Origin of the sequence: Gaetbulibacter aquiaggeris, from assembly GCF_044003965.1 — a bacterium.
GTDB classification, from domain to species: Bacteria; Bacteroidota; Bacteroidia; order Flavobacteriales; family Flavobacteriaceae; genus Yeosuana; species Yeosuana aquiaggeris.
The window spans coordinates 63,688-88,491 of record NZ_JBAWKC010000007.1; the positions used below are offsets into that span (position 1 = coordinate 63,688).

A 24,804-nucleotide genomic window follows, 5' to 3' on the forward strand; every position below is an offset into this window, starting at 1 on the left:
AAAAATATGTCTGATTATTCACATGAAATAGTAATCCCTTCACTAAAGGCAATAGAGAATTTATTGGAACCTATCATTTTAAAGTTAGACCATTTAACCTCTATGAAATCTGAAAATGCCTCAAATGCTAATTCAAACAAATATTACAGAAACTCCGATTTAAAAAATCTCTTTGGTCTTTCATCAAACACTATCATTAAATATAGAGAAACTGGAGTACTTCCTTACACAAAATTAGGAGAATTGTATTTATATGATGTGAAAGCAATTGATGAAATTCTTAAAGAAAACACAGTAAAATTTTAAGTTATGATAGACTCATACAAAAAAAAGAATATTAATACTAAAACACAAAAATCATGAAAGCATTATTATTAGAATTTATAAAAGACCATAACCAAGTTGAACAGTTTAAAACGTGGCTGATTGAACAAGGCATAGATACTGAAGGAGGTGTAGAAGCTTGGGTAGATAGTGAATTTAAGGACCTTTATTAAAAAAACCTAAATATGGGAAATGAAGCGAAGGTTATTATAAATATTTTAGAGACCATAAAATAAGTATGTAGTTATGGAAGATCAATATAAAATAGACCCTCTCACTAATGAGCGGTTTATACCTAAGAAAATTAATCAAAAATTTGCAACCGCAGCAAATAGAATAAAATACAATAACACAAAAGCGACCAAATTGAACCAGGAAAGGGCGTTTTTTGATAGACCTTGCAAAATAAGTCATAGAGAAATGAAATCTCTACATAAGCTTGACCCAGACAAAACTTACCACCACTATTTCCTCGAGGGCAGAGGAGTTGATTTTAGCGCATCTAATCATATTACTGACACCAAATATGGTAAACTCCCTGCATACTATAATTATGCTCTAAGAAAGATAGGTAATACAGATTTCTACCAAATTATAAAACTATGATTGATTTAAGAGACATTCAGGTAGTTGATAATACGTTTCATTTAAATAATACCATAAATGAAAACAATGCCCTTAAAAACAAGAATAAAAGGCTCTTTTGGCTAGTTGTAGTTACTTCTTCATTCATAATTGGATTGAGTTTATATCTCAGTAAACAACAAAAGGAGGACTCTAAAACAAGTACTTTAAATTCTTCACCTGACGAATAAAATTTAAAATAATTCAATTATTCTAAGCACTCCTATTACTTTACTAAATACCCTCTACCTATATTTTTATTTTTTAAAATAATTATATTTATTTTATTTTAGAAAATAATTTTTCTATTAAGAAGGCAGTAAAAAACTCAAAAAACTTCCCAAATTAAACCATTGTAAAGCGTATTAATGCGAATGTAATGCTGTAAAACGTCGGCAAAAAGTGGACTGATTTAAGTAATTTTATAGAGAGTGTTAACGTCTTATTCCAAGTCGTTCTTTTAATTGATGCATCATAAGGTTCAAACCTATAACAGACTTTGTAGGCCAGCGTTAAGTTATAGTGTTTCGGAAATATTTTGGTGAAATAATAGCGAAATGTAAATTTTTTATTTTTAGTTTTTTTAATATGTTCCTAACGAGAATCCATTTCAAGAAGCTCCAAAACCTTTCTGCCAATAGTTGAATCCAAAAGACCATTATCATCCAAAACTGTAATAAAACCCATTTTACACAGATGATTGATTTTATTATGATTGTGCAGCCCTAAATCTCCATCCCAATATTCAACATAATCGTCCGTTTGATACTCTTTAAATTTATTATTAATCATTTCTCCAGGATAAAGTAACAAAGCCTTTTTAGCGTCCCAAAAACGACAATACGTATACATCTGACGTAAGTCTCCAACAGATGCTAAACTTGTTGAGGGTTTTTTCCATTTGGTATCAATTATAAAGGTTTCATTACCTTTTCTCAACACAACGTCTGGTCTTAAACTATTGTGACTCCAAAATGATTTTGATTCTTGACCTGATACTTCAATGTTTAAATTTAGACAAGCTTTTTGCAATTGTTTTAGAATGTACTCTTCCCATAATTGGTTCATGTCAAATAATAAAGAGATCATTTTTTCTTTGCCACTTGAAATATCAGGTGAATAATTAAGTATTATTAAACGGGCCAATTCTAACCCGTATTTATAGCCATTAGATTTTCGGTCTAACTTTATACTGTCAATTTTTTGGACAGTGATATTGTCTTTTTCAACCACAGGAAAGTTTAGCATAATCCTTCTACTTAAATCGTATAGTCTTGTACCACGGGTAAATTGCTCTACTATGTCTAATGCTTTAAATAAAATTTGATGAATTAAATGATTGCTATCGTAAATTTGATGGGATGTATAAAATCGTTCTTTATGAACTAAATTATGTCTAATATTCCCTGCAAATTCCAACTTTCCTTTTAATGCTTTGGTGTTTTTAGTTTGCTTTCGATATTGCTTTATGAGACCTTTTCTTATTAATCCATCAATCTCTCTTAAATATAATTCAAAATAAACTTCAAGAAGATTTAAATTTTGTCTGCGAACATGGGCAGCTCCCATAGACTCGGCTTTTAACTTCCCACAAGCCTGAAGCATTTGTAATAACACGCCTTTCCACTTTTTGTCATCATCTTCTTTATCAGCTTTTGGGTTAATTTCTATGGTTAGACCATCTACTTGAATAATTCCAACATATTGATTGAATTTTATACCCTTTGCAATCGCTTCAAAATAAACCCCATCATGATATTCATTTAATTTTAATAACGCATCTAAATGAGTACGAGAAAATCCTTTTTCACCAATACATAATCGCTCATGCTCAAAAACCTCTATTTTATTATGGCTTATCAATTATTGTTCGTCAGTATTATATTTTTTAGCAAGTAGGAGTTCTAAAGCCTCCAAAATTGTATTTTCATCTACCCTCTTTAATTGAAAAGTTGGTGTTTTAAAGTCTCCTTGCCCTTCATAATCAAAAGATGCAAACTCCTTTTTATTATTATTTATTTTTTCAATAAAACCTTTACCTAAAACCAATCCAATTTTACCATAATCACCATAAAAATACTCTTGAAGTAGTGGGATTATTTTGTCATTAAAAGCGTCAGCCAAATCCTTTTCAGTATTTACATCTATAAAATAAGAATGCCCAATAGTATGGTCTCGATCTACCAATAATTCAATGCGGTCATTAATCGTTTTGAGTATCTCAGATAATTGAATGCCTCCTACATTTTCCTTTTCTATAACACTATAATCAGGCATCATTTCCACAAAGGTAAATCGGCGTCTTAATGCAGTGTCTAAAGCTTCCACACTTCTATCAGCAGTATTCATAGTGCCATAAATGTCTAGATTGGAAGGGACAGAGAATAATTCTTTTGAATATGGTAGTGTATTACTCATCCCGTTTTTAGCACCTTTTCTTTTATCTTTTTCAATAAGCGTTATTAACTCACCAAAAATTGCCGAAACATTGCCACGGTTTATCTCATCAATAAATATGGCATATTGATTCTCTGGGTCATTTAAGGCATCCTTGCAAATATCTTTAAAAACACCGTCTTCAATTTTGTATCCTAAATCTTCTGCAACTTCACCATTTTCTGGCATAATAGGTTTAATCCCTTCAATAAAATCCTCGTAACTGAATGATTGATGAAATGTAATAAAACGATAATGTTTGATTTCCTTATTCGCTTTAGGAACAAAATTTTCTACTGAATCTATTATATCGTGAATAGCAACATCCTGGTTCTTAACCTCATCCTCTAAAATTTCCCAATAAGAATCCTCCGTTTTTGAGAAAATCAAAGGAACTTGCTTGCTTTTCACATTAACAAACGCGCAGTCTTCAACGGTATGACTTTGCAATTGACCCCAAATGGTTGGCCTAACCGTTTTAGAATTTGATAATTTCTCCTTTTGTTTAACCCATGGATGTTCATATATATCGGCAACTTTAGCCTTACCTAATTGAATTAACGCTACGGCAATAACCTGCCACCATGAACATTCTTTAACAACATTCTCAAAATTTTTCTCTTTAGAAAGAGAGGTTTCCATAACCGTATATTTAGGAAAGTATTCTTTTTTTAATCTATAGGTTTTACCTGTTCCAGGAGGCCCATATAAAATTTGGTTTAAAACTGTTTTGTTATTGTTCATTGTTTCAGTTTTAAGGTATTGTTCTCTAAAATTTTTATCAAATACAGCTTGCTCAAATTCATAATTATTATGTTTTCTATAGCCCGTTTTATTAGTTCTTTTCAGTTCTTGATCGAATCCTCTAAAAATAGAATCCTTATCAGATTCTGAAAAATTTACATCATTAAGATATGTATAAAATGGGTATGGTGCATTTCCAGTAAATTCTTCACTATTTTCTCTTATTTTATTTATTGAAAGTACCCCAAATTTTCCTTTCTTATTAGACTTGAAAAGGTTCCAAGAATATCGTTGTCCAATAGTAAAACTTAAATTGTTATTAGTAGTACTAAATAATAACCTATCATCCCCTGCTTCTAAATTAAATTTATCTAAGGCTTCAAACAAGAATGAAAAGTAAGTTGTTAAATCTTCTTTTGAAAATTGTTTTAAGTAATCCTCAAAATCATTACTCTTATCTTTTTGAGAATCATTCCATATCCAAGCTTCATGGGACAATTGGTAGAACGGTTTGTCTGTTTTACTTCTTAGTTGGCTTAGAATATTTTCATATTCCGAAAATGTTTTGAATTTAGGATTAATCTCAAATACTTTCTTTAAATACGGTTTTGTAGGCCCATTAATTGGGAAGTATTTTTCTGGATTTATATAAAACAATATTTCACTTATTTTTGCATGAGCAACGCCTTTTATTTTTAAAATATCGTTAAATTGATCATAAGTCACTTCATTAGAAATAACATTATTAAAAAATGACCATAATCTTTTAATTTCATTATTTTTCCTCAAATATTTATACGGAAAAACCCATACTTTTTGAGGGTTAGTAGAAGGTATACCATAGTCATCCAAAGGGATTGTTAAGTTTAAGTTTTTTGCTAAACTTTGTAGAATTCCAAGACGTTGTACAAAATATTTATTGATGTAACAAAAAAATGTGAACGGGTCAATTTCCTCTAACGGTATTATATTTTCTTCAGGATCTTGATCATTGAACAAATCGCATCCAGCTTTTTTTAATACATTAATCAAACCTATTTGATCGTTTTCTTTATCTTTTAAATATTCAACGAGCTCTTTATAGGTTTTAACCCAAGAGTATAAAGATTTGTTAGTGCTATCATAGTCTATATATGTTTCTTCTAAAAATTTTATGAAATTATTCTTACCCATAACGGCTTTTGGAATACCGTTGCTGTGTTGGTTATCATATTCTACAAATTCAACGTTTTTTCTCCTTTCTTTCGTGCTAAAAACAAATAATATTTCTCGTATTTTTTGATCCACTTTAGATAGGTCCATTTCAAAGAAATTTTGCTCTGGAAAGAAAGAATTTATTTCATTGAGACGTTCTATGACAGAATTTGTAGAATTCCCTAAATAGTAGTTATAAGATTCTGGTGCATTTTTTAATAACCAACTTGCAAACTCTTGTTTTACATTTTCCATATTACTTGATTGAGTTGTTATTTTTTTATCTATATCAAATCCCAAACTTTCTAATAACTGAAAGGCACGAGTCCCTTCACCTCCATCAAACGTATTAGGGTCAAGTTCTGTGCCATTAGCATATCTGTTGGCTATAGAAATAACAAGCTTGGGAGGATAAGTTTTACCCTCATACAAAATATCATAAGTTGAAGAATGCCTCCCTTTTCTTATACCATTTTCATCTATTTCGTTAAGCGCTTTGAGAATGTGTTCTTTTTTTATTTGGTCCATAACATTAATTAGGATAATTTTAAAGGTCTATCAGTAGCCTGATTAAACAGATAAAACTTATAATAGTTATTAAATTTAACTCGTTATAGCACAATATTTTATGACTTTAGTCATTGAAACAAAATTTCAATATAATTAAATCAATATTTATAATTTTTATAACTAAATAGTGATGCCTTACCAAAATAAAGTGGACCCTTGGGGACAAATAAATGCAGTAAAATCTAGAGGAATGTTTCTTGGTAATAGAGGTATGCTTCATAATACAAGTAAAGAGATAGTATCTGTTCACAAAATAAAAGGTTGGGTTACTTGCCTATTAGAATTTAAAGGGAGAAAGAGAGAAATTATGGCGCCTAATACATATACAGAATTATTCTTTCTTGATGAGGCCACAGCCTTCTCTGCTGGCCACAGACCTTGTGCCGAATGTAGAAGAGAAAGATATAATGAGTTTAAAGAAAAATGGTTAAGCGCTAACAGTCACCTTTTGGAAGGTAATAAACCAACCATTGCTAATATAGATAAGGTTATACACCAAGAAAGACTTCATAAAAAGGAGAAGATAACCTATAGCACCAATTTTGGAGCACTACCAGACGGGACCATGATAAGACGAGATTCTAATGCTTATTTAATCTGGAAAAACAAATTATATCTTTGGACATTTTCAGGCTATTCCCTGGCAGACATAAAAATAGAAAAGAACGATGTGGTTAAGGTTTTAACACCTAAATCTTATGTTAAAATGTTCTCTAATAATTTTGTGCCTATTATTCATGATAGTATTTGATATATTATCAATTTATTGAATGGCTTGAAGGATGTGCTGTTTATTGATCTTTTTATATATCATAAAAATTATTATTACTTTGTATCGGGTGTTTTAAAACTGATAAACTCATCATAAAACTCATTATAAGTATTGCAAGGTATCGGTTTCGGATTCACTTTAAATGACTTTAAAACATCTCCAATAGCCTTTGTGCGTTTAGCCATATTCATTTTTTGAATGAGCTTTTTAAAAGCATCTTGATCATTTATATTTATATTATAATTATCAGGCATATCTGGGTAATAATAATTAATAGTATTATTTATTTGAACAGCATCACTATTTCCATTATGTTCTTCATTAGACCTGATAAGCATAGCACGCCTATTTAATAACCACCACAAATGATTTTCACTAAAATCAAAACCAAAACCAATAATATCTAAATTGTGAGTAAAAAATGCATCGGTCCAAAAAGTGCCTGTTGTCTTATTTTTAATTCTAGAGATAACACTTTGATTATCGGCTATTCGTTTTCCTTTTTTGCCATTTATGTTTTCTTGAATTTGTTCTAAATACTCTGAATAATGTTCATAGCCAATCATGATAGATTCTTCAGGGTATTGTTTTGAATTTGGACTGATATTTCTTGAACTTTCTAGCTCACCATGTATATGCCAAATATTACTTTTTGTTTTCTCAAAATCGCCATAATTCCTTTTTAGACTAAATTTTCTTTCTTGCTTATTTTGGGCATAAGTTTTAGATTTCTTTAGTTTAAAATCATCTGCAATACTTAATTCTAAAGCATAATCATAGTTAGTGGTGAGAATGTCATCATAATTAAGATTACAAATTTTTGTATGATACTCATTAAACCCATTCTTACCGAATAGTTGATTATCAATAATGCGTCTAATGGTTTGCTTAAGATTTTTCAGTTTAGACTCTAAAGAACTACTTCCATCTTTTTGATGTAACATTTCTTCAAAACCAATAGGAAAGGGTTTAAATTCATTATCAATATCAACTTCAATATCATATTGGTCCTTAATATCATTTAATAATGCTCCCCAAGAGACCGCCTGTGAATGGTCTAACAGATTAATACCATTACCAACTAAAAGTCCATTTTTTTTTTGAAAACTATTTATCATATTATTAAATGTAATGTCTTTCTTTTATTTCGGCTCTTGTCATATGTAAATCTTATTCTAAATGTATTCATTTGCGGTTATCATTATAATATCATTCCTAGTTCTTCCAAAATATCACGTTTCATTTTGCTTAAGGGTCTTCTATCAAACTTATCTTCTCGGCTATATGTACCAAAGGCAAGCCTATAAATTTCTTCATCTGAAATATTAACCAATAAAATTTTATTCCTTAACATTTCTAAGTAGTCAGCAGAATAAACATCCCTAATCCTTCTCAATTCAATAATTTCATCTTCATGCATTTTGTATATATCCTCTAATTTAAATGCTTTCGTAGAAACATCGGAAAAGTTGTTTTCAGTTATAAGCTTAAAATTGAAACTGGAATAATCAGAGTTGTCATAGCTAAATTTATACAACAATGTTTCATCACGCTTGTTTGACTTATGATAAGGGTGAAAATGCGTGTTTAATTCAAAAGGGGTTGAACTTTTTCCTCCATTGCATACATTACAACTTGGAACTAAATTATAAAACGATAAACTGAGTAATGGAAATTTACTTTTAGGAAACCAATGATCAAAAGTTGGTCTAGTAATTTTAGTAGGTTGAGTAACAGTTTTGGTGCACATTCTATTACAATATGGGCAAGTAGGTATGTCTAAATTTGCAGACAAATTATACGCGTTGTAAAAAAAATATGTGCTTTTTTTATTGAAATCACAAAACATATCGTAATCGAATAGCTTTTTTATAGAAGCAATTTCTTTTTTAGTTTTGAATTTATCTTTAATAGAATCAAGCGCTTCTGGTGTTCCTATAAGTACTTTTTTTAAATTCTCTTCAACATTTAAAAATCTTTTTACTTGACTATTAATACCACAAACAAATTGAACAACTTTTACAGAGGCATGAGGTTTAGGCTCCTTAAAACTTTTACCATTAAGCTTCTTCTTAATGACATATCTTAAATATTTATAATGCAATTCTTTTGCATCCATAATTTTTTTCTGAGAGATATCGATGTAGTGCATCCCTTATTTATCTAAATTCATTCTTTTTTTTCTCAAATATTCAATTTCATCATCAATAAGCTTTTTGTTAAAATCATTATTATCATCCAGTTCTGATATCATTTCCGAGAGTTTAAGCTTGATGATTCTTTCATCTATAATATTAATCATGTTTTTATAATATTCAAGTTTAGAGGAAAATCCATCATTTCTTTTAATATTCTGATTCTTATTCGAATTAATCCAATTAATAATTTCATTAATTTTTGTTTTAGCAAAGTCTCCAATAAGTCCATCTTTCACAAAAAAAGAATCAGCTAATAAATTTGTAATATTTGCACCAAAAGTCCTTTTTAATTCTTTTTGATCTTCGTTTAAAACATAAGTTAACTTTGTTTCTGGGTGTTTATCTAAAAAGACAACATTGTTTTTTGGTATATCTGATAATGATAAAGGGTCATGACTTGTAAACAATATTTGAATTTTTTTCTTAGTAAAAAGAAATGAAAAAAGTTCTAAAATAGATTTAACAAACTTTTTTCTCCATTGTGGATGAAAACCTAAATCTGCCTCGTCTAATAATATTAAATAATTATCATTATGTCCTTCCCTTCTAGAATACCTATTGTAGTCTTCTAATATATTTTGATCTACTTTAAATTGATAATCATAAAGTGAAGAAAATAAGTCATACATGTTTTTTTCACCTGAACTAATATTTTTGTCTGGGCGGAATGTTAATAATATTTTTCTATCTAAATTGAAATCATCTTTAAAGGAAATAATAAATTCTTCGTATGCATTAAGAATTTCTAAGGCTACATCAAGAGACACGTTAAGCTCAGTCCAATTTTCAATTTCAAAAGAGCTGTCTGGTATATTTACCAAGAGTACTTCAATTAGTTTTTTTATTTTATCAGCTGGAAATAATATTTTTTCACTATCCTTAGAAAATTGTATAAAAGCATTATCCAAAAACCAATAAAATGCATCTTTAAACCCTAATATTTCACTAAACTCTTGGCTTTCTACCGTTAAACTATTATTGATATAGCCTTCATTTAAGTATTTGTTACCAGACACTTCGAGAATATTTTGAACTTTATCAATTACTCGTTCAATTATTTCTAATTCCAACTTTATTTTACTACCAAAATATTTAGGTCTATCTTTACCCCTGACTTCAGGGTTAATTTCTCTTAATTGGTCAAATTTCCTTATTTCTTCTTCATCTTTTATTGCCTTAAAACGATCAAAAAATGGCCTAAATCTATAAGATGTATCATGTACTCTAGGACCTACAAAATTAATTTTGATATTGATTTTGTTAAATACAGGTAAAGAAATTTCACTTAAAAAAGGTTCTACACCATTTAATTGTCTAAACTTAATCCATCTTTTTAAATTTTCTGAATTATGAAGTTCCAATTGAGAAGACAATGCAACAGTTTCATATTCAGTATCTTCTAACATTAACTCATATTTTGAAATATCTTTAAAATTGCCATTTACATAATCTTGATTTTGAATATTCAAAAAAGGTGTATAATAAATTATATCATTGATTTTCTCCGTATTCTTAACAATTTTAAACTCGTCACCGTCAGGATATTCATAAATAAAATAACAAAACGAATTATTTCTAAAAACATTAAGAATTGAAGACTTACCTGTTCCATTTGCTCCGACTAATGCAGAAACTAAATATAAATTATCACCCCAAAACCCTTCTAAAAAAGCAGAATTAGAAATTTTTTCTTTTAGACTTATATCATCTCCATATTCTTCAAAAACGTATCTATATTTGCCTCCTAAATTTAGAGTGTAACCACTATGGTCTGAACCAAAAACATAAGGTAAAACCCCAGAAGTTATATATATTGCCGCTAACCTCATCCCTTCCCATATTTGTCCCCATCCTCCGCAACCATACCCAACTCTTTTTCTGCTTCACCAACCGTAACCTGCCCATTCATTAACATGGGTAACAACCAATCTCTTAACTCCATGAGCTTTTGGTTTTCCTTTTGTTTTAAGACTACTTGTTCTAAAATTGTTTTTAATTTTAAGTCTAATTGCTTAATCAATTCTAAAGGAGGAATAACAATTCTACTTTGTTTAAGATGTTCTTGTGTAATGTGTCCCATTGTAGTTTTACGCAACTCTGCCATCATTTTAAAATGTTGTAAATAATTGAGTAATTCAAAATAATAATAGCTTTTTGGATACTTTTTAGACGTAACTTTAAAAATATGTTGATTTAATCCGCCGGTACCTCCAGACCATATTTTGACATCTAATGTTGCTGACCAAGAAAAAAGTATATCTCCATCATAAACAATCACTTTTTCAGGAATATTAACGCTAACAAATTCTGAGTTTTCATTAAAACCAGTTCCCATTTCACGGATCTTAATGACTCTAAATGAATCTTCATTTTCATTTGGTCTAAATTTTTGGCAAGCTATCCCATTAACAAAGGTTGCAATATCTAATAATGTTTTTACTACCCAACCCTCAGGAATCTTTCTTTTTAGCTCCTTATTATAATCCATTTTACCACCCGACAATTTATAGGGTTTTCCTTTTCTATCAGGGAAATCAAACTGAACAAACCAATAATCGTAAAGCGTTTTTGCCATCGCTTCTAACTCTTGGTTGATTTTGTTATTGACTTCTATTTTAGTGTCTAAATCGGAAAGGACTTTGGCTATTTGTTTTTGAATTGAAAGTTCTGGCAGTTGGATTGGAAACTTTTTCAACATGACAACATCTACTCCAGTTTGTCCTCCAGTCCTTGGTGATAAAGCATTTATATAGTCAAATAAATGTTCTTGACATAAAAAATAATATAGATAATCATTGACTATATCTTTTTTAGGCACAGCTTTCATTAATGCAACATTATAAGCTCCTTCAATACCTCTTAAAATTTGAAAAATAGGAGGCCCATATCTTCCAATCATTATGTCTTTTTTGCTGCAAAATTTACGCGTGCTATCTTTCGGTATATAAGTAATAAAATTATCGGTTTTATAATCTCTTATTTGAATTAATCGAATAAAGCCTTTGTGTTTAATAGGTGAAAAATATTTCTTTGCAGGCTGACTACCCCCAATAAAATCACAAACTTGACCCAATGTTGTTTTTAAGGTTTTATTCATATTTCAAACCTTTTAAATTCTCTATAATATCTTCTTCTAAACTTTTTGAATCAATAAATAAAGATTTTAATTCAGCTTCAAAATTGTTCATTTTAGCAGTAAACTCTTCCGCTGAAATATCTATATATTCAATTTTAACTTCAAAATATTGTCCTGCACTGAAACTGTAATTTTTAGCTTTAATTTCATCATAGCTTACAACAACAGACAAATCTTCTTTAGCTTCTTTTTTGGTAAAGGTATTTATGATTTTGATTTCTTCTTCTTCAGTTAATACCGTCTTTTGATTTTTCCCTTCTTTGACTATGGTTCCTAAATTAGAGGCGTCAAGTAGCACTACATTTTCTTTGTTAGCCGCGTCTAAAAATACAATAGATACATTGGTACCGGTGGTGGCAAAAATATTAGAAGGCATGCTTACCACGCCAGCCAGCATTTTACTGTCCACTATTTTTTGGCGTATTTTCTTTTCAATACCAGACTGCGCGGTAATAAATCCTGTAGGGACTACAATGGCTGCTTTACCAACTCCTTCTTTAAGCGAATAGATTATATGTTGTAAAAACAAGGTATAAATAGCCATGCTTTCCTTTTTCTTTTTTGGTACATTGGGTATGCCTGCAAAAAACCGGGCTTTATTTTCTTTTTTATTAAGCGTATCAACATCGTCTTCAAAATTTAATTTAAAGGGAGGATTACTCACTATATAATCAAAATGTCTTAGTTTATTATCTTGTTTGTGGTAAGGGTCCGTCATGGTGTTTCCTTGTATCACATTCTCAATACTATGTACCAAATTATTCAACACCAAATTTAAACGCAAAAGGTTAGACGACTTTTGAGAAATGTCTTGTGAATACACGGTACACTTATCTGGACCAATAGCGTGTGCTAAATTCATCAACAAGGTTCCAGAGCCTGCGCTTGGGTCGTAAATAGTTACGTTGCTTGTTGGTTCTGGCACTAAAATATTAGCAATAATTTTAGATACTGCATGAGGGGTGTAATACTCAGCATATTTACCGCCTGCATCACTATTATAATCTTTAATTAAGTATTCAAAAATTGTTGAGAAAAAGTCAAATCCTTCTCCCATAATGTTTTCAAAATTAAAGAGCGTAAGTTTGTTAAACAGGGCTTTGGCGAAGGCATCACGTTTACTACTTACATATTCAGTAAGACGCTCAAAGAGTTGTATTTTTTGCCCATCTTCAGTCTTTACAGCAAATAAATCGTTATTGCTTACTGCTATATCAATAAGCGTATCATCTACACGTTTTGCAAAATCAGGTTCTTCCTGTCTGTTAAACAAATACCCAATCAATTGATGTGGTTTTAAAAAGGCTGTAGACTCACCCAACTGAAATTTTAAGAGTTGGTATTCGCTCTCCTTCATTTTGGCGATGTCGGCTTCCCAATTGTTGCTTGTTGTTAATTCTGGTTTTAGTTTTTTAACTTCATAAGCGAACTTATCGTTCAAAAACTTATATAAAAATACTTGGCTTATAATTTTAAATTCGTTGCCATCATTCCCTAAACCATAACTGGCACAAACAGCTTTAAGCTCGTCTATTAAGGTTTTGGTTTGTATTACAAAATTGTCATTCATAGTTTTTTATTATGCGGTTTTTCCGTGGTATTCATTTAGGTATTCTTCTACTATCATGTTGCGAATAAACTCGATGGTATCTACATCCATGGGCGTATCGAGTGTTTTATTAAACTCGATAAACACCAGTTTAGCAACGATACGCGCAAAATAACTTTCGTTATTTAGACTGTCATTTCTATCTAGTACAGCAATATCAGTTTGTGATTTAATGTTTTGTAAGGCCTCTATAATAGCTGTTTTTAATTTTGAAGGTTTGCCTGCTTCTATCAAACGTTTTTGCACACGTGCATATTTGGCATCGCCTTCGTATTTATCTTTCAATAACGCATTGCGTCTGTTCAATTCTTTGATTTTTTCGTGAATACTTTTTAAGGAGGTGATATTGGTTTGCATTTCATCTTGCGTTACCTCATTTAAATTTTTATCGTCAAACAAACGACGCAATTCTTCATATAAACTAATCCATTCAGGGTCTTTGGTGTCAAAATTATTACCCAAAGCTTCTCTGGTTTTTTTAAGGATGTCTTTAAGTTCGCCAGCAAGCACCAATTCATTCTCACCGATTTTTCGGAATCCAAATACAATATCTTCCAATGCCATATTGAGCAGATTCCCAACGTCTTCATTTTGCTGTAAAGCATCCTTAGCATTAATTAAAGCTAAATGATTTACGGCTTCAATTCGTAACTCCCCTAATTTTCTGAAATCCATCTTTTCCAAAAGCTCATACTCACCAAGCAAACGAATGATATTATATAAAGCGCGAGCATCTTCTAAGGCCTTTTTAATTTTCAGCATCTCGCCATGGTCGCTTATTTGGGAGATTTGAGAGGAGAAGTTTTCTGCATTTTTTAAATCATAATCCGCAAGGGTTTCCTTAATTTCACGAATGGAAGCTTCCATTTCTTCACGTGTCATGAATAAGTTAGAATAGCTTTCCATTTCATCTCCTAAAAGTTCTTGCAACTCGTCAAAATAGGCTTTGTTAGTTTTATCAAACTCTTTAGAGATGTCTGCAAAATCTACAACATGTCCATATTTATAACTCTTATATTTACGATTAACACGTGTTAGGGCTTGCAATAAATTATGTGCTTTAATAACTCGCCCTAGATAGATTTTCTTTAAACGTTTCGCATCAAAACCGGTAAGTAGCATATTATAAACAAACAAAAAGTCAATCTTTCCTGCTTTGAAATCATCACGCCATTGTGTTAAGTCATCTTTACTTCCTGAATCGTACAAAATAAGTGCTGCTTTTTTAACGCGATAGTCTTCTTTACGTAATTCACTATATTTTGTATTGGGTTCAGCAGCCATCAAGATTGACCCATCTGATTCAGGGTCGGCATAAACACGATTAAAAATGGCGTACATTTCTTCGGCTTGTTCACTACTGTCGCAAATAACCATACCACCAACACTTGGGTCATTATTTCGTTGTCTAAACTGCTGAAAGTCGTTAACAATATACTTTAGCATAGGTGCTACAAAGGATGGATGAGCATAAACATACTTTTTATCTGCTTCACCTTTCATAATATCTATACTATCCAATGCTTTTTTAAGCAGAATTTTATATTCGGTCTCTATTTCCTCACGAATCAGTTTTAAGGTATAGCCATCAGCAATAGATTTGTTATAATAGTACTTATGAATATAATTGCCAAATAAGTCTTTAGACTTCAAGCTTTCGCCTATTAATGGTGTACCCGTTAATCCAATTTTAATGGCATTCCTATCAGACTGTTCCAAATTAGCTAAAAAACTACCTTCTGGATTATAACTACGATGAACTTCATCTAAAAAATAAACGCGTTGAATATTGATATTGTAATCGGTTGTAGTAATAACATCTGAGTCATTTTCAAACTTTTGAATGTTTACTACCGTAATTTCTCTTTGACCTCTGTCATTATTAACTGCTGTGGTTTTCTTCAAATCTGCTACAAACGCTTCCCTAGTTTTTACGGTGTGTACTTTTAAGCCACGAGCCGTAAACTCATCGCGTGCTTGGCTTAACAAATCCAAACGGTCTACAATGAAATAAAACTTTGGTATGATATGTTGCTTTTGGAAATAATCCGTCAAAAAATGCGTATTGTAATAAGCTAAGGCTGTTTTACCACTTCCTTGCGTATGCCAAATAATCCCTTTACGAATCCCTTCATCCAATTTAGTCTCAATAGCTTTAGTAGCAAACAATTGTGGATAACGCATTATATGCTTTTCTAAACCATTAATTTCTTTTACATATGCCAAAGCATATTGCAACATAAACTTTAAGCGCTCTTTACTTAATAAAGAGGTTAAAATACGATTGGTAGCTGAATTAGGATTTTTGTTAGTAGCATATTCAACACTATTTTTTATAGATTGATAATTGGTGTCTTTGAGTAAAAAATCCTCGACTTTAAAGTCTAATGGTTTCAGCTCTTTGGATAGATTAAAGCCAATTTCTTCTCTAAAATAATTGAATACGGGTTTTTGATAAGATGGAGACGCATAAAAGGCACCTTGCCAAGGCTCAATCTCATTGTCATCATACTCCATATTATTAGAAAAAATCATGAACTGAGTAATATTCACAAACTTTCTAAATTTTTTATTTTGAAAACGAGATTCTATACGGTTTCGTTCGGCAATAACCCCATCACGATTATTTGGTTTTTTAACTTCAATAAACACCAATGGCATACCATTAATTAGACAAATAACATCTGGTCTGAAATTATCTTCTCCATTTTGATAAGGTAATTCAGTAACCATATGAAAATCGTTATTATCAAAGTTTTCAAAATCAATAAGCCTAATGCCTGAACGATTGGTGAGCATTTCAAAAAAGACTTTACCTAAATCTTCATTTTCAAGTGCCAGATCAATTTCCTGATAGAGTCGATTAATGTCCGCTTCTGAAATACCTTTATTAATTTTTGCTATGGATTTTTTAAAAATATCTTTAAAAATATTGGTTTCTAAATCCCAATCGGCTTCTTTTAAAGATAAGTACGTATAGCCCAACTGGGTTAGGTGAAGTATTGCTGGTAATTTTACTCTGGAGTCTTCGTTAAAGGCCATATTATATTATTTCAATGTACTCTATGATGTTAAATTCTTACTACCATTCTGCCTTTTACAAATTTTAAGCTAAGCAAAAATTTATAACAATTCAGCTAATGATTCAGGGTAAACAATCCATTTATCACCGTTTTTACCCTCATTATATTTAATCCCAATTTTTTCTCCTTCCGCAGTAATAGTATACTTATCGAGAATGTATTTCTTTGAAGTCATTTTGGCAATAACTTCATTATAGGATTTACCTTTAATTTTTCCTAAGTTAGATGCAGAAAGTAATTTTTGATCTAAAGTTACTTTTTCTTTACTTAATTTAGAACCACATTTAGAACAATAGTTATCTGTTTCATTTACTGTATTACCACAATCACATTGATATATTTTAAAAACTTCTGAATCAACACTTTTTGGTTCACGTTTGTACTTTCTTGGAATCTCATTTATAAATCTTGAAGGATTATCTTTTTGAGTCATTAAAAATAGGTGATCCTTTGCTCTTGTTAAAGCTACATAAAACAAACGTCTTTCCTCCTCTAGTAATAAATCATGCTTTGTCTCCTTAATAGTTTGGAAAATAATATCAGACAGCCAAACATCTGGAAAACCTCCTTTACCATCAGTTAAACCAATGATAAAAACCGCTTTTGACTCTAATCCTTTTGAGGAATGAATTGTTTTAGAACTCACAAATAATCCTGATTTTTTAAAGGCCTCAAAATATGCCTTATACATATTACTTCTTCTATATAAAAAGAGGATATCTTCTTTATTAAATCCTTGATCTATTAACTTTTTGACTTGAACAATAGCATAATCAATATTTTGTTCTTCTGTTTCCCCTTCAAATACATGAATAGCACTATTTCCCTCTTTAAAAGCTTCAATATGCTTGTCTACCCTAAATTTATTATGTTTTATTAATTCATTACTTGCTCCAACAATGTTAGGCGTGCTGCGATAGTTAACATCAAGTTTTATAATATTGGAATTTGGATAATGCTGTTCGAAATTAACTATATAATCAACGTTTGAACCTCTAAAACCATAAATACTTTGCCAATCGTCTCCTACACAAAATAACTGTGTATCTTCTTTTAAAAGAAGGGTTAATAGATCGACTTGCAAACTGTTTACATCTTGAAATTCATCCACTAGAACGTATTTAAATCGCTTTCTAATAGTATCAAGCAACGTATTATTTTTCTTTAACAAGTCAATTGTTCCTAATATTAAATCATTGAAGTCTTGATAGGATTTATTGACACAATATTCATTGTATTTTTCAATTAGTATTTCAGCAAATTCATAAAATTTTCTTACTCTTTCATGAGCGCTTTTCTTACCCTTATTTGCAACACTGCTAAGATCAAAATTCTCTACTTTGATCATATCCATTGTGGTTAACACTTGCTTTCTGAAGTCATTTACTTCCTTATGGTAGTACTTGAACTCTTCTTCATAATTTAAGCTAGAATCATATTTATAATCCAAAGGGAGACGGCCTTTTATAGATTTTTCCAGAATTAGATTAAAGAATGCCGTATCTTTTGTTTGTGATTCATAAGTTTTAACAAGCACTTTGCCACCTTCCAATAATTCCTTTTCCTTCGCCGCCATTGGAGCACTTAAATTACTGATATGCTCTAAATAAACATTGGCTTCAGGAATAAAGAAATCTGGCTTAAAATCAAATTTCTTAATATTTACAATAGGCTCATAAATAAATTTGATGTTGTGACGATATAACCAATCTGCAATATATTGTTCCGATTTTGAACGAACTTTTGTTCCGTTTAAACTTGTGTAATTCGTTGGATAATCCTTACCTTTTTTACTTGGAGTAAAATCAATTCTATCTACCAGATAATCCAATAAATATTTTTTAAAATCAATTAAAAAATTCTTGTCTTCACAACATTCAATAAGAATCCTCCCCAAAACGTCCCCTCTCGTTTCCTTAGCCGTTAAAGAATTTAAATCTTCATCTGCGGACTTTGAATCTAGAATTAATCTGAAACTGTTGTCATTGAAATTATTCAAAGTTCCTTTCGTTCCCCAGTCTTTCATTATTTTATAACAAAGACTATGAAATGTGCTTATCGACACATTTTTAACCCATTTATACTTTTTTAAATAAGTATATCGATCTTGTGTAATTTGATCAACTTTTCTCTTGGTTTTAAATAACGCCTCATAATCACCAGAAAAATCTGCTGCCATAATGAGCCGATCTATCATTTCATTAGTTGCATTTTTTGTAAAAGTGATGGCTAAAATTTCAGAAGTTTTGACTTTTTTGTCCTTAATTAGATATTCTAATTTTTGAATAAGGGTTTTTGTTTTTCCAGAACCAGCACCAGCGAGTACTAAAAGCCTTTTTTCTTCAGACATCACCGCTTCAAGTTGTTTTTGATTAAGACTTGTTAAATCGGTGTTTGTTGTAATTTGTTTCATTAATTTATTTTCTCAGTAAAGAAGGGTTTCCTCATAATTGATGCTAAAAATACTTGTTATTAGGAAAACATTTTATGACTTAAGTCACCTATCTCATTACTTTCAAATATATAATTTTTCATACAAAAGCATTTACGGTTTTACCTTAATTAGAGTAAAAGTTTGTTAAAAAGTGGAGTTTTATAATACTCAAGAAGTTAAAGGTGTATTTTAAATAGTTATTTTTTTAGTTATTAATTTATTATCGTTTGCTCTATTATCGTTTCCTCTAAAAAATCACTACCCAATGTAAACAAAACTATAATATTAATGACATTACTTCGTCACTTCTCTTTTTGCTTCTTCAACCATATACATGGTTTTGCATGTGGGACAAAGTAGATAATACTCATAATAATAGGTTTGATTTTGTTTTATTTTTTTGTTTTTTGGAGTTTTCTTAATTACTGAAGTATTACATTTTCTACATAAATCACCTTCCTTCACAATTTTCTGTTCTTGGTAGTACTCAATATTTTCTAAATACTCTAAGTAGCCTTCATCCTCGATTTTATGTTCTGAGTTAATGCCTTGATTAGCTAAAACATCACATTGTTCATTTTCAATATGTCCGTCATGTCCTTTTACCCATTTAAATGTAACTTCATGTTTGTCAATAAAATCCAATAATCTTTCCCATAAATCCCTATTAAGCACTAAATTACCTTTTTTGCGAATCCAATTGTTCCTTTCCCAATTTACTGCCCAACCTTTTACTATGCCATCAACAACATATTTGGAATCTGAGTACACTGTAACCTTTGCTTTGGTTTTTATTTTTTCTAGACCAAAAATCACCGCCATCAACTCCATTCGGTTATTTGTAGTTAATTCATAGCCTTGAGAAAACTCTTTTGTTCTTCCTTTATAAGAAAGTATAACACCAAAACCCCCTTTCCCTGGGTTCGGTTCAGCTCCCCCATCAGAAAACAATTCAATATTTGGTATTTCTTCCCATTTCTGCATATTAATTCAGACTAATAATTTATATAATTTAAAAAGTTAAATTTATTTAATTATGATGCTTAAATGAAACTATTGTTTAAAAAAATCTTGAACTACCTTCCCCCTCAGATTCGAACCTTATTCAAAAATACGTTCATTTACTGAATTTCCGAATCTTCAAAATAATTACCCGAAATAATAGAGAAACAAAATAAGAAATTGTATTACTAAAACATGAACACTCTTTTCTCCTATTGTTTTGACCAGAGATTTTTTTAGTATTTTAAGATTAATTTTGACAGTATCATATGATAAATATTGCGTTTTGAAAGAAAAAAACTTATTTAAATAAACTAAAGAAGAACCGTAAGGAATACCGCACAAATCTTTCCTAAATAGAAGTTACATTTATTGAACTATTCGAAAATACATACAAATGTGACTGTTGTCATAAAATACGTTCAAACAGAAAACTATATTTGAGTATCTTTATTGATGAAATAGATACGCTTGGTGAATATACCCACCCATATTTGAAGGATATATTCACCTTTTAGTGTATATATAGTGTGGGTATATATACTAGTAAATATATCTACTTGTTGTACACAAGCTATGGAAACCAGCCGCACAAACAGCACATTTGGTTTTCCCACTACTAAAGCCAACGTTTAAAAACCAAAAGAGCTGTTTTTAGCCAACACGCAATGAGATGAGCAGACTACAAGAAATCGAAAAGGAATTAACTTCAATAAACGATGCCGTTTTCCAAGAATTATGTGACAGCTTTTTAAGTATTAGAAATAAAAACTACTCTGCCTTTTCAAGGACTGGAAGTCAAAGTGGAAAACAAAAAACTACAGTAGGAACACCAGATTCTTTTTTACTTCTACCAAATGGACAATATATTTTTGTTGAGCACTCAACAAATATAACTTCTGGACTTTCAAAACTAAAAGACGATATAAATAAATGTATTGATGTAACTAAGACTGGTATTGAGTTAAATAAAATTTCTGAAATAATTTTATGTATTAACTTTAGTCTAAAGGCAGATGAAGTTGAGGAATTAAAAAATCTTCTATCTGGTACTTATATCCAACTTACTGTTTATACTCTAGATTCATTAGCTGTAGAACTTCATCTTCACCATCGAGATTTAACTCATCAATATCTAGGCTTACCTTTAGACACAGGACAGATTGTATCCATTAAACAATTCATAAAAGAATACAATAGTGCCTCTAAAGGTATTTCAACACCATTAGACAATACGTTTTTACATAGAGAAAAAGAACTTACTGAACTATGTAATTCCTTGAATGAATCAGATATTATAATTCTTACTGGTGCACCTGGAGTAGGAAAAACAAAATTAGCATTAGAATCTATTTATAATTTTCTTAAAGAGAACCTAGATTATAATGCTTACTGCATTTCTTATAAAAATCACACATTACTAAATGACCTTTATCAATACTTCAAAGAAGACGAAAACTATATTTTATTTGTTGATGACGCAAACAGGATAGATGCATTCAATCAAATAATCGGTTTTTACAAAACACCAAGAAAAGGTAAACTAAAAATCATAATAACTGTTCGTGATTATGCATTCCAAGAGATTGGATTATTATGTCAAGAATTTTCACCTCAAAGGGTTGATGTATACAAATTAAATGATGAGCAAATAAAAGATATTATTGAAGCTAAACCTTTTGAGATATTAAACCCTGAATATCAAAGAGTAATTATTCAAATTTCAGATGGTAATCCAAGGTTGGCTATTATGACTTCCTTATTAGCTAAAGCCGAACAAAATATTTACGTGCTTTCTGATGTTTCCGATTTATTTGAAAAGTATTTTTCCACATTTATAAAAGATGAAGGAGAATTTGCTACCGATTTAAACATTAAGATTCTCGGTATTATTGCATTTTTCTATACTATACCTTACAAGGACAGGGCTGTAACTGAATCTATTTTAGCAAATTTCAATATAGAATACGATGAATTCATTGATGCTATTGATATACTTGATAAACTAGAACTTGTTGAAATTCAGTTTGAACACATTAAAATACCTGAACAGAATATTTCAACTTACTTTTTCTACAAAGCATTCATAAAAGATGATTTACTTTCTTTCGAGGTTCTACTAAGTAATTATTTTGAGTCCAATAATTATCGTTTTAATGATTGTGTAATTCCTGCCAATAACACATTTGGCCCTGAGAATGTAATGGAAAAATTAAAGCCAAAACTTCAGGATTATTGGAAAACGATTAAAGGAGAGCATAAAAAAGCTTTAAAACTACTAGCAACTTTCTGGTACTATCTTCAGGACGAATCTCTAGCATATGTCTATGAATTTATTGAAGGCCTCGAGAAAGAAGAGACTGAAGATTACACTGTAACTTATAAGAATAATCAATTTGCATACGACAAGAACGATATAATTGAACTTTTAGGTGAGTTTTTTAGATTTCCATCAAATTTAAAAGATGCGATACAACTCTCTTTCGAATATGTCAGAAAACAACCAAAACATCTACCTGAATTAATTCATAAAGTTAGAGAGAAATTAAGTTTTGATGTTGAAGACGAAAAATATCGATTTGAAAGACAGAATGTACTATTTGACTGTCTAATTGAAGGTCTAAACTCAAACGATAAATTGTATTCAATTGCTTTTTTCGAGCTTTCAAAAAGCTTTATAGCTTTTAAATATCATCAAATTAAGGGAGGAAGAAATAATTCTATTACTTGGTATGATTATCCAATTCCAGCATCTCATTCCGTTAAAAATTTTAGAGAAAAAATATGGAATTCTTTGTTTAGCAATTTTGATGATTATCCAAAAGAATCATTTAATGTTTTATTAAGTCACCCAAGTGGCAGAAGAGACATAACCAAGGATTTATTAGAGTTTGATGTTAATTTTATTGTTGAAATAATTCAAAAAAAATTAAATAATGAATCGTTTGAGCATTGTAGATATGTACAAAGACAAATCAAAGATTTACAAAGTAATTCAATTGACTTACCAATATTCTCATCTCTAAAAGAGCAGTTTATAAATGATATGTATAAAACATTTCTCTTAATAGATTGGAACAGAATTAGAGATAAAGAGATGTTTGAGTTTGATGATTTCAGAGAATACGATAGGTTGAAAGAAAATGAAATTAGGAAATCTTTCATATTCAGCTCTATTGACGAGTTTAAAGGATTCTATAAAAGCTTCATTTATCTAAGTAATGTCAGCGATAATAATTGGAACTATAATAAATCATATGACTGTATTATTGACGAAAACCTTAATAAAAATTTTGAATTAGGTTTAGAAATGCTAATTGAAACTGTAAAAAAAGATAATGAGATTGGTTATTTACCGTGGGCTGTTTTTCGCAATCAATTAAATGATTCTGAGAAGGCATCAAAAATATGGAAATTAATTTCGGACTATAGTTTCAAATCAAAATTTCAATGGCAAATGTCATATTTCAATTATTTATCAACTTCTTTAATTGATGATGAAAAAGTGAAGAACTTATTAGAGACGGTTGAAAACATTGATGAGCGCTATACAATTCATTTTGATATGCTTCAAAAATATTTGGAAAAAGAGCCAAACTTATTCCAATCAATATTAAAGTTAGTACTTAAAAAAAATGAGGACGAGGAGTTCGATATATTGTTATGGATGGATTTGTTTGATACTCATTTCGATAATCTGGGTGACGATTTAGATTTAGTTAAGAAAAGCTATATACAACAAGATAAACTTCAAACATCATTTGATTATGAACAAAAAGGTCTCTTAAAAATTCTCAAACTAGATTCAAACTTCCTTGTCGAATATATTGATAGCCTCTTTACTGAATCTAGTAATAGAATTTCTTCAGATAGAAAAAATCTACAGGTTATTTGGGAATTAAAAGATGCTGAAGAGCTATTAGTTAAGATATTTGATTTAATAATTGAAAAAGATACTTACTATGGTATACTAGAACATTTTTGTAATGCATTCTTCTGGAATTTAGTAGAGCCTCATAAATCAAGAGCAAACAATTTTATTGAAAAGTATGTAATTGACAATAACAAAGACACTAAGAAAATAGAAATTATTGTTGATATTATTAGGCACTCTTGTCAAGATATGTTTGAAAAAGTTCTTTTACTTTATATATCTCTAAATCAAAATGTAGAAGACTTTAGACATCTTGCGTGGAGAGGAAATGGAACGAGTGGCTCAGGTGATGTAATACTTTCCGATATTGAGGCTGCTGATTGGAGACGAATACTTTCGATTGTCGAAAAATCAGACTTAGGCATTAAACTAATTCCAATAAAAAAATATTTAAATGACCGAATTGAATGGTGTTTAAAAAGTGGTGATAGAGAAAGACAAAGAAGATTTTTATCGAGATACTAATAGCCACCGCTTAAAGCCATACACATTTGCAATTCGCTACAGCCAAAACACAAGCCAAAAATTGCAAAAGAGTATGTCTTTACCAACGCTGGATGACAATCGGAAAGGAAAAAAGCCAGTGTACAACAACGTATATAAAAAATAGCGGTTTAATCGCTTAATCGAAAGAAAATGAATAAATTAAAGATCTATTAAAATCCGAAAAGTTAGTGCTACAAATCCGCTACTTTTCATATACAAGACCGTTATGTGATATAATAAAAAGGCGACTTATAATTT

Annotated in this window: 16 protein-coding genes; 6 read left to right on the top strand and 10 right to left on the bottom strand. The window is 30.2% G+C overall.

Translation table 11 applies throughout. The annotated features are described in order from the left end of the window. The first annotated feature begins 6 nt into the window (after positions 1 to 6). From V8G56_RS16040 to V8G56_RS16055, 4 genes are all read left to right on the top strand, one after another. Positions 7 to 306 (top strand): helix-turn-helix domain-containing protein, encoded by a 300-nt coding sequence (locus V8G56_RS16040; RefSeq protein ID WP_395439477.1) that lies wholly within the window; start codon positions 7 to 9, stop codon positions 304 to 306. Between the two features lie 53 nt (positions 307 to 359). Beyond that, positions 360 to 497, top strand: coding sequence for a hypothetical protein (locus V8G56_RS16045; protein WP_395439478.1), 138 nt, complete (start codon positions 360 to 362; stop codon positions 495 to 497). 73 nt (positions 498 to 570) lie between these two features. Then, positions 571 to 930, top strand: coding sequence for a hypothetical protein (locus tag V8G56_RS16050; protein ID WP_395439479.1), 360 nt, complete (start codon positions 571 to 573; stop codon positions 928 to 930). Further along, positions 927 to 1,139: a hypothetical protein gene (locus tag V8G56_RS16055; protein ID WP_395439480.1), complete on the top strand. Its 213-nt coding sequence runs from the start codon at positions 927 to 929 to the stop codon at positions 1,137 to 1,139. Before V8G56_RS16050 ends, V8G56_RS16055 begins: the two co-directional genes overlap by 4 nt. Before the next feature lie 403 nt (positions 1,140 to 1,542). Here V8G56_RS16055 and V8G56_RS16060 read toward each other — a convergent pair whose 3' ends face one another. Both V8G56_RS16060 and V8G56_RS16065 read right to left on the bottom strand, forming a co-directional pair. Continuing rightward, positions 1,543 to 2,811 (bottom strand): McrC family protein, encoded by a 1,269-nt coding sequence (locus V8G56_RS16060; protein WP_395439481.1) that lies wholly within the window; start codon positions 2,809 to 2,811, stop codon positions 1,543 to 1,545. Continuing rightward, on the bottom strand, positions 2,812 to 5,850 hold the full coding sequence (locus tag V8G56_RS16065) for an McrB family protein (RefSeq protein ID WP_395439482.1): 3,039 nt from the start codon (positions 5,848 to 5,850) through the stop codon (positions 2,812 to 2,814). A 172-nt stretch (positions 5,851 to 6,022) separates the two neighbouring features. Between V8G56_RS16065 and V8G56_RS16070 the strand changes: the two genes are divergently transcribed. Continuing rightward, the gene (locus tag V8G56_RS16070; protein WP_395439483.1) at positions 6,023 to 6,643 is read left to right on the top strand and encodes a hypothetical protein; all 621 of its coding nucleotides are present in this window, start codon (positions 6,023 to 6,025) and stop codon (positions 6,641 to 6,643) included. Positions 6,644 to 6,717: 74 nt separating this feature from the next. Here the strand turns inward: V8G56_RS16070 and V8G56_RS16075 are convergent, their stop codons facing one another. From V8G56_RS16075 to rnhA, 8 genes are all read right to left on the bottom strand, one after another. After that, positions 6,718 to 7,782, bottom strand: a complete 1,065-nt coding sequence (locus tag V8G56_RS16075; RefSeq protein WP_395439484.1) for an SIR2 family protein — start codon at positions 7,780 to 7,782, stop codon at positions 6,718 to 6,720. Between the two features lie 83 nt (positions 7,783 to 7,865). After that, positions 7,866 to 8,783, bottom strand: a complete 918-nt coding sequence (locus tag V8G56_RS16080) for an HNH endonuclease (protein WP_395439485.1) — start codon at positions 8,781 to 8,783, stop codon at positions 7,866 to 7,868. A 36-nt stretch (positions 8,784 to 8,819) separates the two neighbouring features. Continuing rightward, a complete protein-coding gene (locus V8G56_RS16085; protein WP_395439486.1) occupies positions 8,820 to 10,691 on the bottom strand; it encodes an AAA family ATPase in 1,872 nt (623 codons plus the stop codon). Next, complete coding sequence (locus V8G56_RS16090; protein WP_395439487.1) at positions 10,688 to 11,959, bottom strand: restriction endonuclease subunit S; 1,272 nt, start codon at positions 11,957 to 11,959, stop codon at positions 10,688 to 10,690. The genes V8G56_RS16085 and V8G56_RS16090 overlap by 4 nt, the downstream gene beginning before the upstream one ends. Beyond that, on the bottom strand, positions 11,952 to 13,568 hold the full coding sequence (locus V8G56_RS16095) for an HsdM family class I SAM-dependent methyltransferase (RefSeq protein ID WP_395439488.1): 1,617 nt from the start codon (positions 13,566 to 13,568) through the stop codon (positions 11,952 to 11,954). The genes V8G56_RS16090 and V8G56_RS16095 overlap by 8 nt, the downstream gene beginning before the upstream one ends. 9 nt (positions 13,569 to 13,577) lie before the next feature. Beyond that, positions 13,578 to 16,649 (bottom strand): type I restriction endonuclease subunit R, encoded by a 3,072-nt coding sequence (locus V8G56_RS16100; RefSeq protein ID WP_395439489.1) that lies wholly within the window; start codon positions 16,647 to 16,649, stop codon positions 13,578 to 13,580. Positions 16,650 to 16,730: 81 nt separating this feature from the next. Beyond that, complete coding sequence (locus tag V8G56_RS16105) at positions 16,731 to 19,103, bottom strand: UvrD-helicase domain-containing protein (protein ID WP_395439490.1); 2,373 nt, start codon at positions 19,101 to 19,103, stop codon at positions 16,731 to 16,733. A 315-nt stretch (positions 19,104 to 19,418) separates the two neighbouring features. Continuing rightward, positions 19,419 to 20,108, bottom strand: coding sequence for a ribonuclease HI (gene rnhA / locus V8G56_RS16110; protein ID WP_395439491.1), 690 nt, complete (start codon positions 20,106 to 20,108; stop codon positions 19,419 to 19,421). Between the two features lie 691 nt (positions 20,109 to 20,799). Here rnhA and V8G56_RS16115 point away from each other — a divergent pair. Beyond that, entirely contained in the window at positions 20,800 to 24,525 is a 3,726-nt protein-coding gene (locus V8G56_RS16115) for an nSTAND3 domain-containing NTPase (RefSeq protein ID WP_395439492.1), read from the top strand. Positions 24,526 to 24,804: the final 279 nt, after the last annotated feature.

What these genes read in the sequence shown, in the direction of transcription:
- V8G56_RS16050 (WP_395439479.1), top strand. Translation starts at nt 571, where the DNA reads ATGGAAGATCAATATAAAATAGACCCTCTCACTAATGAGCGGTTTATA.
- V8G56_RS16065 (WP_395439482.1), bottom strand. Translation starts at nt 5,850, where the DNA reads ATGGACCAAATAAAAAAAGAACACATTCTCAAAGCGCTTAACGAAATA.
- V8G56_RS16085 (WP_395439486.1), bottom strand. Translation starts at nt 10,691, where the DNA reads ATGAGGTTAGCGGCAATATATATAACTTCTGGGGTTTTACCTTATGTT.
- V8G56_RS16105 (WP_395439490.1), bottom strand. Translation starts at nt 19,103, where the DNA reads ATGAAACAAATTACAACAAACACCGATTTAACAAGTCTTAATCAAAAA.
- V8G56_RS16095 (WP_395439488.1), bottom strand. Translation starts at nt 13,568, where the DNA reads ATGAATGACAATTTTGTAATACAAACCAAAACCTTAATAGACGAGCTT.
- V8G56_RS16040 (WP_395439477.1), top strand. Translation starts at nt 7, where the DNA reads ATGTCTGATTATTCACATGAAATAGTAATCCCTTCACTAAAGGCAATA.
- V8G56_RS16070 (WP_395439483.1), top strand. Translation starts at nt 6,023, where the DNA reads ATGCCTTACCAAAATAAAGTGGACCCTTGGGGACAAATAAATGCAGTA.
- V8G56_RS16045 (WP_395439478.1), top strand. Translation starts at nt 360, where the DNA reads ATGAAAGCATTATTATTAGAATTTATAAAAGACCATAACCAAGTTGAA.
- V8G56_RS16100 (WP_395439489.1), bottom strand. Translation starts at nt 16,649, where the DNA reads ATGGCCTTTAACGAAGACTCCAGAGTAAAATTACCAGCAATACTTCAC.
- V8G56_RS16055 (WP_395439480.1), top strand. Translation starts at nt 927, where the DNA reads ATGATTGATTTAAGAGACATTCAGGTAGTTGATAATACGTTTCATTTA.
- V8G56_RS16075 (WP_395439484.1), bottom strand. Translation starts at nt 7,782, where the DNA reads ATGATAAATAGTTTTCAAAAAAAAAATGGACTTTTAGTTGGTAATGGT.
- rnhA (WP_395439491.1), bottom strand. Translation starts at nt 20,108, where the DNA reads ATGCAGAAATGGGAAGAAATACCAAATATTGAATTGTTTTCTGATGGG.
- V8G56_RS16115 (WP_395439492.1), top strand. Translation starts at nt 20,800, where the DNA reads ATGAGCAGACTACAAGAAATCGAAAAGGAATTAACTTCAATAAACGAT.
- V8G56_RS16090 (WP_395439487.1), bottom strand. Translation starts at nt 11,959, where the DNA reads ATGAATAAAACCTTAAAAACAACATTGGGTCAAGTTTGTGATTTTATT.
- V8G56_RS16080 (WP_395439485.1), bottom strand. Translation starts at nt 8,783, where the DNA reads ATGGATGCAAAAGAATTGCATTATAAATATTTAAGATATGTCATTAAG.